The sequence below is a fragment of the Bacillus aerolatus genome, from assembly GCF_009183655.1.
In the GTDB taxonomy this organism is placed as follows: Bacteria; Bacillota; Bacilli; order Bacillales; family Domibacillaceae; genus Pseudobacillus; species Pseudobacillus aerolatus.
In genome coordinates this window covers 36,959-49,118 of the sequence record NZ_WEIO01000016.1, presented here as the reverse complement: position 1 = coordinate 49,118, position 12,160 = coordinate 36,959, and the positions used below count along the sequence as shown (strand labels likewise).

Sequence of the window (12,160 nt, the reverse complement as noted above, 5' to 3'; positions counted from 1 at the left end):
GCCGGATAACTCACTCTTGTCCCCATAGAAAAAACACCTCCAAGTTGGTTTTAGGTATTCCATACCCGTTTTTCAACTTAAAGGTGTTTTTATTTGTCTCACTCTATGGGGTCAGTCCCCCTTAATAAGAAGAGGAATAAGGCTTTTTATTTTCACTTTTCACAACTTTTACAACGGATTTCCTATTTTTGATAATGACAGCTAAAGCTATTTAACTAGGTTCTCAACCACTACTTTAAATGTTAGTTGCCACAGGCCTGCTTAGATATCCACTTCGAACGACTGAAGGTGCGGTCACACCTTCAGCCTATACAATAGCTCGGCTCCCTACAAGGAGCTGGCAGCAGACAGAGATAATCCATCTGAGCCGCAGACTCAAGGGTGGATTATTTTTTTGGTTAAATGACAGTAGCACTATAACAAACACACCGAAAGCTAGCATGAGCGAGAAAGCTTCATAAGCAGTCATCATAGCACCCCTTTCTTATTGGGGATGATACCGTCACGCTTGAGATGAACGGGAAACTCCTCCAAAATCCGGTCAGCCAATCCGATAAATTGTTCATCCGGACTTTCTTCTGCACGAGTTCTTTGATTGTTTGCTCATTTATTTTCGGCTTTCTTTTAAAAAACATTTATTAGACCTCCACTGAACATCACCACTATATGAAAAATCAACATCAATGGTTCTACCCCATTTAAAGACAGAAGAGAATACAGGTGAAGTTTAGAACAATATTATGTGATAAAGTGTAAACTAGAATATTAATCAAATATCATGCTATAAAGGCAAACTGAAAGAAGCATAGTAGATAAAATCAGAGAGGGTGATAAAATGTCAGAAATAAAAGATGAAATCATTTTAAGAGGGCTTAAAGAAAATAATTTAAAAAATGTAGATTTAAACATACCAAAAGAAAAAATTATCGTATTTACTGGTCTTTCAGGCTCAGGAAAGAGCTCCGTTGTTTTTGATACATTAGCAACAGAAAGCAGAAGACAAATGACTTTGAACTATCCTCTCTATGTCAGATATCAAATGCCAAGGTACGAAAGGCCCCACGCCGATCTTATGCAAAACTTAAGCCCGGTTGTAGTAGTAGAACAAAGATCTATAGGGAGCAATTCCCGCTCAACGGTAGGCACCTATATGGATATAAATCCATTAATTAGACTTTTGTTCTCAAGAATAGGAAAGCCATCAATAGGTTCTGCCAACGACTTTTCGAGCCAAAGTTCTTTTGGCAGATGTCCAGAATGTGGTGGATTTGGGGAGGTCATTGCGCCAGACCTAAATAAGATGATTGATTACTATAAGTCACTTCGAGATTACGCAGTGAAATTTAAGCCATTATCTCCTTCAGGTTGGCAAGGCAGATGGATGATGACCGGCGGATTATTCGATCCGGATAAACCGATAAAGGACTACTCAGAAGAAGAACTCCATCTGCTATTATATGGTCCCCGGGCAGGTGAAAGAGTCTATGCGCCGTTTCACACAAAACACGGACCTCAAAAACATGAGTGGGATGGATTATTGCCCAGATTTACGCGCCTTTATATCAATAGAGATATCTCAAAGCTAAAAGAAGTAACTCAAGATGACGTCTTAGCAGTATCAACACATTCATTATGCCCAACCTGCCAAGGCTCAGGCCTAAACCCAAAGGTATTGGAATGTAGAATAAATGGTTTAAATATCGCAGAATACGATCAATTAGAGCTTATAGAACTACTGGAAGAGCTAACGAACATAAAAGATCCTATGGGAGAATCTATCGCACAACAAACAATTCCACATCTCATACAACTAGCTGAAATGGGATTAGGATATTTGAGTCTATCAAGAAAAATGGGTACCTTGTCCGGCGGCGAGGCTCAAAGGGTAAAAATCGCTCGTCATTTAGGGAGCAGCCTAAACAATATTACATACATTTTCGACGAACCAAGCGCAGGACTCCATCCAGAAGAAGTGGATAGGTTAATACAAATGATGAAAAGTCTAAAAGCCCAACATAATACCGTCATTGTCATCGAACACGATTTATCAGTAATAAAAGCAGCAGATGAAATAATAGAGATGGGACCAGGAGCAGGTGTAAACGGCGGAGAAGTTGTCTATCAAGGAAAATTAGAAGGACTAATAAACTCTAAAGCCGCAACAACCCTAAACCACAAGCTAAAAATCAACAGCAATCCAAGGGATATAGAAAGTTATTTTACAATAAAAAGAGCAAGCAACAATAACTTAAAAAATATAAGCGTAAATATTCCTAGCAATGTCTTAGTCTCTGTATGTGGAGTATCTGGTTCAGGTAAAAGCTCCTTAATTTTGGGAGCATTCACAGAAAGTTATCCAGAAACCATAATGGTGGGACAAGGAAGTATAGGAATCTCTAACCGTTCGACACTAGCCACATATATGGGAATAATGGATGATGTTCGCTCCATATTTTCAAAAGAAACAGGACAACCAGCAGGTTTGTTCAGCTTTAACTCTTTAGGAGCATGTCCTATCTGCAAAGGAAAAGGAGTCCTAACGCCAGACGTAGCATTTGCAGATCCAGTCACAATCCCATGTGAAGCGTGTGGTGGTACGAGATATTCAGACGAAGCCCTATCCTATCGATATCAAGATAAAAATATAGTAGAGATTTTAGATCTAACTATAGACGAGTCGATAAATTATTTTAAAGTACCAAAGATCATAAAAAGAGTGAATACACTAAAAGACGTAGGATTAGGGTATCTAACTTTAGGACAGACAACAAGTTCTCTAAGCGGAGGAGAAATCCAACGTCTAAAACTTGCAAGCCATTTACAAAAAGAAGGACAAATCTACTTATTAGACGAGCCATCCTTAGGACTGCACACAAAAGATAACAGAAAACTCTTAGATGTATTTCAAAAACTTGTAAACAGAGGTAACTCTGTGATAATAATCGAACACAATCTAGATTTTATAGCGGTGAGCGACTGGGTAATAGAATTGGGCCCAGGAGGAGGAAAACAAGGCGGACATATTATATTTGAAGGCACACCAGAAGAGATGTTAAATGCAGAAACATTGACAGCGAAATGGTTAAAAGATGGAGCTAGAAAACAATTCACTTAAAATGTGGATTTATTATTTGAAATTCCCCACTTATCGAAGTGGCTGATTCTTGCTAATGAAAGATAAATTGCTGGTGTTGACCGTAACCAATTGAAACTCCATCCGAACCGTTACTGCAAGAAGCCGTTTCCGCTTCTCTATATAAATCCATCAATACCCATCTGTTGCCACAATCACGAGACCATTTACTACGTAGTTAGGATTATCCCTGATTGTTAGGTAGTAAATTGGTCCAATGTATGTGACTTTCTTAATTGTATGGACGCAGGCTCTAAAGAAAATCCTCAAATAGATTTTCAAACGAACTAAAATAAGCATGTAGAAAACATCTTAACAAAGACAATAATCTACATGAAAAACTTTATAAGATACAATTTAGCCATTATAAAAATGAATATTTAAGTAAGAATGATTTAATTGAAGAATTAATCAGTATATACTTTTAGGCAAACATTGCTACATCAATATGTCTGCGATTACGCCAAGTAGACAGCGGAAATAATAAAAATGGTTTAGACGGCTTTAGCCCTGTATTCAAGAGGGCTGAAGCCGTTTAGTCTTTTTTGGAGACGGTTCCCAAATAGGTTCTTATCTGATAAAGTGATTATTAGTACCCTAAACGTCCGTTTTCGGTACTATTTTATAAAATAAATGATGTACTTAAAGTAACGCCGCAGTTTAGTGAAAGAATGATCTTTCATCTTCTGAGTATTAGTTGTAAAATAAATATGAACTGGAAAATTGTAGCTAGGGTTCCGCTATCTAGGTAGGTCAGTGACCAAGGGCTACATCTTTTACGATATGTAAAAGGCACCTATTGACATAAAAGGTCCGAGGGGAAAGGTTCAGCGTATTTGTTATGCGTTGAAATCTTTCTCTTCGGTCCTTTTTTTATTACTTTAAGGAGGGTTATTGTATGAAAGGAATTGATGATTTAAAAGCTGGGGTTGCAGTTATTATTTTGAATGAGGAAAAACAAGTTTTGTTACAGAAAAGGTCAGATGTAGGACTATGGGGTATACCTTCAGGACATGTAGAAATAGGGGAAACAGTTTCTGGAGCAGCTATCAGAGAAGTAAAAGAGGAAACCAATTTAGATATAAGAATTAAAAAGCTTATTGGTGTGTACTCTGACCCTAATTCACAGGTGTTTGCTTATCCAAATGGTAAAGTAGTACATTTTATAACAACCTGTTTTCTTGCTGAAATTACTGGTGGAGAACTACGATGTAATTCTTCTGAGTCACTAGAAATTAAGTTTTTTGAACAACAGAACCTACCGCAAGACCTATTGAAAATGCATCCTCTATGGTTAAACGATGCACTTGCTAATAGAGAATTGGCGTTTATTCGTTAGTGTAATTCTTATTGAAGTAACGGGCAGCCACCCATGAAGCAATCTTCACCAACAAGGATGAAAATAATCTTTTTTCATGGGAGTTACTTGAATAAGGCACCTAAAAAAGTCGGTTCCTTAACGTACAGGAAATCGACTTTTTTTAGGTTGAAATTCGCTTAGCGTACAAAATTTCCGAAATGTTGGCGGTACCCCAGAATAAAAGTAAAAAGCCATCCAAGTTTAATTGGATAGCTTTTAGAAGAAAGAGGCGTGCAGACAGTGTTGTACATATGGACACCTCTTTGATGAATTTACCACCTTTCCATCTGTATTTTTATTGTTTCTGATTCTTCTTGTCCATCTCTTCATAAAAATTTGCATTATATGCAATTATACCTCGGCAAATGGTGTATTCAATATTCATTTCATTGTCTACCAATAAAACATCCGCATCTTTTCCAATCGCAATGCTTCCTTTTCGGTCAAAAATATCTATTTGTTTTGCCGGATTCATAGAAGCCATTTCAATAATATCGGAAATCGCAACTCCCTCGAGATTAAGCATTTGCTTGGCGCCTTCATTCATTTTAAGAATACTTCCAGCCAATGTCCCATCTGCTAAAACTGCACGATCCTCGGTCACTGTAACAGGCTGTCCACCAAGTTCATAATTACCCGGAGCCAGCCCCTTAGCCCGCATCGAATCGGTAATCATTATTAGCCTTTTACTTCCCATATGCTCAAAGATTAATTGCATCATCTCTCTCGATACGTGAATTCCATCTGAGATTAGTTCACCTCTTAATTCCTGCAATTGAAGGGCAGCCCCCACAACGCCAATGTCTCGATGGTGAATACCTGACATAGCATTGCACAAATGGGTAGCTTGACGGACTCCATGGGAAACAGCTTTTTTCATCCCAATAAAATTTGTATCGGTATGTCCAGCTGATACATTAACGCCGGATGCCGCCAATTCTTTTATAAAGAGCCCATCAGGATCATGCTCAGGCGCCAGTGTCACCGTTTTAATCTGATTGCCTGAGAGAGACTGCCACCTTTCAAATAAATGGAGGTTAGGCTCAATAATATATTGCTGCGGCTGTGCACCGGCCCGCTTCTTTTCTACAAATGGTCCTTCTAGATGAACACCGATCACTTCCGCTTGTCCCGGTTTATTTTGGTAGGCTGCAAGATTGATTAAAGCTTTCTCAATGCTTTCCGGAGCTTGCGTGATCGTCGTTGCCAGGAAACTGGTCGTCCCTTCCCCCGGTAAAAAAGACGCCATAGTCTCTAGAGCTGTCTCTGTCGCATCCATGACATCCGCTCCATTGGCACCATGGATGTGACCGTCTATGAAGCCGGGCAGAGCAAGCAGATTTTCCCCGTCTATTACTTGAGTATGTCTAGGCAACTCCTCAGGTTCCCGCGTAAAAATCCCCGCGATCCGTCCTTCTGTTAAATATAAATATCCTTTTTCAATCGTTTCTTCTTCAGCATAAATAGTCGCATTTTTTATTAAAATTGGATTCAAATTGATTCATCCTTTCACCTTAAATGGAGACAGGATTAATAGAGCTTGCTGGCAATATTTTCAGTAATCTCCATTTTTACTTTTTCCGCTTCTTGGTAATTTTTCATCGTCAGACCAGTGCAAATTAAATCAATAAGGTAAAGCTGGGTAATTTTCGAAACCAATGATCCACTGTCAAGCGGGTTTTCTTTTGCGGAAGTCAGCAAAATATAATCAGCGTATTTCGTTAAAGGCGATTTTACATAGTTGGTTAGAACAATAACCGTAGCCTTCTTTTCCTTTGCAATTTGGACTGTGTCAACGATATCCTTTGTACTTCCCGTCAAACTAATTGCAACAACCACTGATTTTTCATTTAGTGCGGAGGCGCGCATAACTTGAAAGTGGGGATCAGTGATAATACTGGCATTTTTACCAATCCGCATTAACCGATTTTGCATATCAAGACCTGCGATCCCCGATGAACCAATCCCAAAAATAACTACATCTTGACATCGGTCGATGGCATTGATACATCCCTCAAGCGATTGGGTATCTAAAATATCATACGTATCCTCAATTGCCTGGACCATATTAGTGCGAATTCTTTCCATATAGCTTTCCTGGTAGTGTTGATTTGATTCAGCGGCCACTTCTTGGGCAAACAAAAACTTAAAATCCTGGAATCCTTTATATCCTAATTTCCGAAAAAAACGTAGCACGGTAGCTTCGGCTACCGTGCTTGCTTCCGAAAGTTCCGTTAATGAATGATAGAGGACCTGTTCAGGGTTTGCGAGAATATATTCATAAATTTTGTTCTCCGACTTTGTAAAATCATGTTTGTTTTGCTCCATGACGATGGAAGGTTTTGGTCCATTAATTGACCTCATTTTCATCTTCGATCTCCCTCCTGCAATTTAGCTGTTTTATAGCCTGTCATTCCTTATTTAAAAACGGTTAGTTGTTTGTTTATATCTAGTTTAAACCCCCATGCATCATAAGAAAATGCTTGGCCGCACCTATTAGGTTCGCTTTATTATCTTGTTGGGCGAGTTTGACTTCCAATGACTTGCGGTGATTAGGCATTATTTTTTTATAAAGAGAGGATTTTATAGCGTCCAATAAAAAATCGCCCTGAGCGGAAATTCCCCCGCCAATCACAATTAGTTCTGGATTAAAGATATGAACGAGGGATTGTAAACCTGTCGTGAGATCATCCACCCAATGTTCAAAAATAGTAACCGCTTCTGCCTCTCCCTGTTTAACCTTCGTAAAGAACTCTTTTAAATCCAACGTTGTCCCAAATTCAGTTTCAACAAGTTCTGCCAACGCGGAACTGGAGGCGTATTTTTCATAGCACCCCTTATTCCCACACGTACACGGCTTTCCATTCGGGTAGAGGCATATATGGCCTATTTCTCCCGCCGAAAAGTGGGCTCCTGTATAAAGCTTGCCATTTAAGAATAAGGCTCCACCAATTCCCGTACCAATTGTGACGCAAAGAAAATCACTAATTCCTTTCGCTGCACCTTGCCAATAGTCCCCAAGTGCCGTACAGTTTACATCGTTCTCGACGGCTGCTGGCAACCCGGTATGGCTGGCAACAAGATCTGCTATTGGTGTTCCCGTATAGCCTGGAATAGTGTCTGTCGCAAAGACGACAATTCCATTTCTATGGTCAATTTGACCAGCGGAGCTGATCGCGATTCCTTCTATTTTATACTGTTCCATCAGTTTGTCACAAATCATAAACACTTTTTCTACTAATGCCTTTCCACCTTTGAAAGCATCCGTAGAAATAGAGTCATGATTCATAAGAGTTCCATTTCTATTGACTACTCCATATTTAATAGAAGTTCCTCCAATGTCGATAACGCCAAGTTGCATGATGAATTCTCCTTTATCTATACAAATAAGAAAAACGCAGGTTCCTTGCTATGAAAGCACTGTTGCTTGACACTAAAAAGAGAAAAACCGATATACAGGTTTTTCTCGAATTTTTATGAGTGATAAAGAAAACTATTGGTTGAGAAACGTAAATTGCATCGTTCCAGTCTGTGATTCTGATACAAACAAGCGCTGTTCGAATGCCGGATCTTCGTGAGGGTGGTCCTCACGGTAATGGGCCCCCCTGCTTTCTTTCCTCTCAAGCATCGCCTGCAGCAGAATTTGTGAAAGCTTGATAAAATTCTTTGCTTTTATCGCTAACCTTCTTGAAGCTGGCTGTTGAAAAAATAGACGAACATCCATCTGCAATTCCAATGAACTAATTTCTTGAAGCGCTTGTGTTAGCTGCTTCTCAGTACGAACCACGTTTCCGTAATACCACATAACTTCTTTGATCTTATCAATAATATGGTGAGCTTGTTCCTCTATTCTTTTAAGCTCACTATCCGAAACTGAAGCGGTGATCCTTTTCATTTTACCATTAGCTCCAAATAATTTCTCTAAATGAGCATGTCCCTCATCTTCACTAATTTCATGTACGCCTATCCCCCGGACATACTCTCCACAATGGACTGCAGCCCGCTTTCCAAACACCATGCAGGCTCCCGTAGAGTTCCCGCCAAGGCGATTAGCGCCTTCAATATTACAAGAAAGTTCTCCGATCGCATACAAGCCCTCCACCCCAGTACGGCCATAGATATCAATATATACCCCTCCATTACTGGCATGGGCAAATGGAGTAATCCGAATCTCATTTTCAATTAAATGAACATTTTTTTCTTTTAACCAATTTAAATAAACGGTATAGAATTCTTCTTGATTCTCATAAAGCTTTTCATCATACAGAAGTTGAAATCCTTTTTCACTTCTTGAGGAAATAATCTGTTTCATCATTGCAATATCAAAGTACTTGGACTCAAGCGAATGAGTAAATGGTCCATGGGTGCTTCTGATTTCCAAGCATTCCTTTTTTGACAATCCTTCAGGAAGAAAAGAATCCAGCAAACTTTCCCCATTCTCGCCGACGATATCATGACAGTACATAAGGGTATGCTCCCCAAATAATGTTTTATATCGGGGAGTGGTGATCCCTGGAATAAATTGAATAAATTCCATGTTGACGAGACTGGCGCCCGCTTCAAGTGCAAGAATATGCCCTGATCCATCCACATCGTTTGGATTGAGGTTATGCTTGTAAATACTTCCAAAACCGCCTGTCGCTAAAATAGCAGCTTTGCATTCAACCAATACCAGCTCATTTTTCTCATCTAAAAGAAGGGCGCCAACAATGCGCTGCTCCTTTTTTATCAAGGTAATGACGACGGTTTTTTCCATGATGGCAAGATGATCATATTGAGAGAAAATCTCTCTGACGTTTTCCCGGATCTGATCCCAATCACTTAGTAAATAAATATCACGGGAATGAGGAGCGAAACAAGCTTTGCGCTCCCCTTCCAATTTTTTGGCGTTTACCCCAATGTCTTTATATTCCTTCACTCTTTCAGGAATTTCTTGAACATACACCTCGGCCAAGTCCTGCCGGTGCATTCCCCGGCTTAAATCTTCGATATCGCTTAGAAAAGTCTGCTCATCTTTTTTGTCTTTGGATACTTGTGTTCCAAGGGAAGCCTTCAAAGGATAAAAGCTCGAGCCGGATGCTACTTTCATCTTTGTCGCCAGAAGAACATGATGCTGCTGATCAGCTAGTTCTTTACTGACCTTTATCCCTGATAAACCGCTTCCGACCACTAAAATATCGGTCCTGATTTTCCTGCTGATTTTTACCATGATCTCACCTAGTCTTATCTAGTTTTAACATCTTCCTTGTTACCCTAACTTTTTTTTATCATAAAAAGTCAGTTCTGCGCCCTGAGCTTTACTTTTTTCACTAAAGAGTAAGCTAAATCCATATCCAAACACAAGGGAAGCAATTAGATTAATGATTGAGTAGGCCCATAATGATATTTCAGTAAAGTAGGAAACATAAATAGCTACAATCGTTGTAGCAATGAAACCTAAAAGAGCCCCTTTAGAATTTGCCTTTTTCGTCATAACGCCTAGTGTAAAGGTACCGCCAATGATCCCTAATGCTAATCCCATTAGTCCGTTGAACCATGAATAGGCTGAACCAACATCGGAATAGGCAAGCACAATCGCAAAGGCGATGGAAAAAATTCCAACAATTGTGGAAACATTTCGAGCGATTTTTGTACTTTTTTCATCACTTATATTCGGCTTAAGCACTTTTTGAATATCTAATGTCCAGCTTGTTGCGACACTATTTAATCCAGTCGAAAGAGTGGATTGGCCAGCTGCAAACAAACCTGCAATTAATAAACCAGAAATACCCGCTGGAAGTTCACTGACGATAAAATTAGCAAAGATTAAGTCAGCCTTTCCTTCTGGCATTGAACCTGCTTGCTGAGTATAAAAGACATACAACGCTGTTCCAATAAAGAAGAATAAGGTGGCCGTACCAAGGGAAAGCGCCCCATTTAAGTAAGTCATTTTATTCATTTCCTTCAAATCATTTGTAGTCAAATAACGCTGAACCATGTCCTGACTTGAAATATAAGAAAAGGCTGTAGACAATCCTGCACCAACGAGGACTAGAAGTATACTGTTATTTACAAAGTTTGGATCGAACAAAACCGTATCCGTAAAGAATTTATGATCAGTCGAACCGACACGCAATACTTCACTAACTCCGCCGTCGATTGAGAAAAGAAGCATAATAAGAGCAAAAATACCGCCGCCGATCAATACAATCCCTTGGATAAAGTCTGTCCAAAGTACGGATTTGATTCCGCCAAAAGCCGAATAAATTGTCGCAATTACACCCATAAATAGGATAATCACCACTGTATTGATTCCTGTAACAGCAGTTAAGGCAATCGCTGGCAAGTACATAATAATAGACATCCGGCCAACTTGATATACTATAAAGAGAACACTGCCAACAATTCTCATATTTCTATCAAAACGCCGCTCTAAATACTCATAGGCTGTATCTAAATTCAACTTTTTATATACAGGCAGGAAGAAGTAAATAGCAACAGGCATGGCAATAAACAAACCTAATTGAGCAAACCAAAGCTCCCATGTGCCTAAATAAGAGTTTCCTGCAAGCGATAAAAACGAAATTGGACTTAAGAGGGTCGCGAACAAACTAACGGATGTCACCCACCAAGGGATCGAGCCATCGCCTTTAAAGAATTCTTTCCCTTGCATTTCTTTTTTGGCTACTGCAATCCCTACATATAGGATGAATATTAAATAGGCAAATAAAATAATGTAATCAATAACGGCAAATTTTCCGTCCATTTAGGCACCTCCTTATTTAGTGCTTATACATATTTTTCAGCAATCTGTTTTGCTTTTTGTATTTTTTCATCCGTTAGCGCTTTCATTGGCTTTCTGCAAACACCTGCATCTACACCTTTTGTTTTCAAAATCTCTTTAATTGTTTGATATAGGCCATTTTCCAAAATTTCTGAAATCAGATCATTGGTCACTTTTTGGATTTCTCTCGCTTCAGCAAGTTGTCCTTTTTGCGCCAATTCAAAGATCTGCTTTGCTCTTTGCCCGTTGACATTGAATGTACTGCCAATCGCTCCATCTACATTTAAAACGCTTGCAGAAAGAAGCATTTCATCAAAACCGGAATAAATAAGTTTCTCAGGGAATGCATGACGGATTCTCTCTAATAAGAAAAAGTCTGGAGCCGTAAACTTAACACCAATAACTTTTTCATTTTCAAAAAGCTCGCCAAATTGTTCTAGGTTCATGCTTACCCCGGTCAATGCAGGAATGGAATAAATGATCATTTGATTATCTACATTTTCTAAAATCGTATTGTAGTAATCCTTAATCTCTTCAAAATCAAACTTATAGTAAAAAGGTGTAACTGCGGAAATAGCATCGTATTTTAAGTCGGTTGCGAAGCGAGCCAGCTCTACGGCCTCATCAATATTAAGAGCACCCACTTGAGCAATCAGTTTTATTTGATCTCCTGCTTCGTCTTTGACAATTTCAAAGATTTGCTTTTTTTGCTCGGTTGAGATTAAGAAGTTTTCACCTGTACTCCCATTTACATAGAGCCCATCAACTTTTGATTGATCGATGTTGTAGCGAACAATTTCTCTTAGTCCTTTTTCATTAATCTTTCCTTTTTCATCAAATGAACACATTAGTGCTGTAAAAATCCCTTTCATGTCATCACCCTCTAATTTATTTTTAGTCAGTA

The 12,160-nt window shown here is 39.1% G+C and carries 9 protein-coding genes; 2 read left to right on the top strand and 7 right to left on the bottom strand.

Going from position 1 to position 12,160, the window contains the following annotated elements; all coding sequences use genetic code 11:
* Positions 1–307 precede the first annotated feature (307 nt).
* A complete protein-coding gene (locus tag F9802_RS20300; RefSeq protein ID WP_225435404.1) occupies positions 308–469 on the bottom strand; it encodes a putative holin-like toxin in 162 nt (53 codons plus the stop codon).
* Between the two features lie 366 nt (positions 470–835).
* Here F9802_RS20300 and F9802_RS18375 point away from each other — a divergent pair, with 366 nt between their 5' ends.
* Entirely contained in the window at positions 836–3,115 is a 2,280-nt protein-coding gene (locus F9802_RS18375; RefSeq protein ID WP_152154556.1) for an ATP-binding cassette domain-containing protein, read from the top strand.
* 916 nt (positions 3,116–4,031) lie between these two features.
* Positions 4,032–4,472, top strand: coding sequence for an NUDIX domain-containing protein (locus F9802_RS18370; RefSeq protein ID WP_152154555.1), 441 nt, complete (start codon positions 4,032–4,034; stop codon positions 4,470–4,472).
* Between the two features lie 316 nt (positions 4,473–4,788).
* On the opposite strand, the gene nagA is transcribed toward F9802_RS18370, so the two are convergent.
* From nagA to F9802_RS18340, 6 genes are all read right to left on the bottom strand, one after another.
* On the bottom strand, positions 4,789–5,988 hold the full coding sequence (gene nagA, locus F9802_RS18365; protein ID WP_152154554.1) for an N-acetylglucosamine-6-phosphate deacetylase: 1,200 nt from the start codon (positions 5,986–5,988) through the stop codon (positions 4,789–4,791).
* Between the two features lie 35 nt (positions 5,989–6,023).
* The gene (locus F9802_RS18360; RefSeq protein ID WP_152154553.1) at positions 6,024–6,863 is read right to left on the bottom strand and encodes a MurR/RpiR family transcriptional regulator; all 840 of its coding nucleotides are present in this window, start codon (positions 6,861–6,863) and stop codon (positions 6,024–6,026) included.
* A gap of 79 nt (positions 6,864–6,942) precedes the next feature.
* Positions 6,943–7,854, bottom strand: a complete 912-nt coding sequence (locus F9802_RS18355; protein WP_152154552.1) for an ROK family protein — start codon at positions 7,852–7,854, stop codon at positions 6,943–6,945.
* A gap of 132 nt (positions 7,855–7,986) precedes the next feature.
* The gene (locus F9802_RS18350; RefSeq protein ID WP_152154551.1) at positions 7,987–9,702 is read right to left on the bottom strand and encodes an FAD-binding protein; all 1,716 of its coding nucleotides are present in this window, start codon (positions 9,700–9,702) and stop codon (positions 7,987–7,989) included.
* Positions 9,703–9,741: 39 nt separating this feature from the next.
* Positions 9,742–11,238 (bottom strand): sodium:solute symporter, encoded by a 1,497-nt coding sequence (locus F9802_RS18345; RefSeq protein ID WP_152154550.1) that lies wholly within the window; start codon positions 11,236–11,238, stop codon positions 9,742–9,744.
* A 23-nt stretch (positions 11,239–11,261) separates the two neighbouring features.
* Positions 11,262–12,128, bottom strand: a complete 867-nt coding sequence (locus F9802_RS18340; RefSeq protein ID WP_152154549.1) for an N-acetylneuraminate lyase — start codon at positions 12,126–12,128, stop codon at positions 11,262–11,264.
* Positions 12,129–12,160: the final 32 nt, after the last annotated feature.

Coding starts and splice junctions, on each gene's coding strand:
- F9802_RS20300 (WP_225435404.1), bottom strand. CDS start 469: ATGACTGCTTATGAAGCTTTCTCGCTCATGCTAGCTTTCGGTGTGTTT.
- F9802_RS18375 (WP_152154556.1), top strand. CDS start 836: ATGTCAGAAATAAAAGATGAAATCATTTTAAGAGGGCTTAAAGAAAAT.
- F9802_RS18370 (WP_152154555.1), top strand. CDS start 4,032: ATGAAAGGAATTGATGATTTAAAAGCTGGGGTTGCAGTTATTATTTTG.
- F9802_RS18360 (WP_152154553.1), bottom strand. CDS start 6,863: ATGAAAATGAGGTCAATTAATGGACCAAAACCTTCCATCGTCATGGAG.
- F9802_RS18355 (WP_152154552.1), bottom strand. CDS start 7,854: ATGCAACTTGGCGTTATCGACATTGGAGGAACTTCTATTAAATATGGA.
- F9802_RS18350 (WP_152154551.1), bottom strand. CDS start 9,702: ATGGTAAAAATCAGCAGGAAAATCAGGACCGATATTTTAGTGGTCGGA.
- F9802_RS18345 (WP_152154550.1), bottom strand. CDS start 11,238: ATGGACGGAAAATTTGCCGTTATTGATTACATTATTTTATTTGCCTAT.
- F9802_RS18340 (WP_152154549.1), bottom strand. CDS start 12,128: ATGAAAGGGATTTTTACAGCACTAATGTGTTCATTTGATGAAAAAGGA.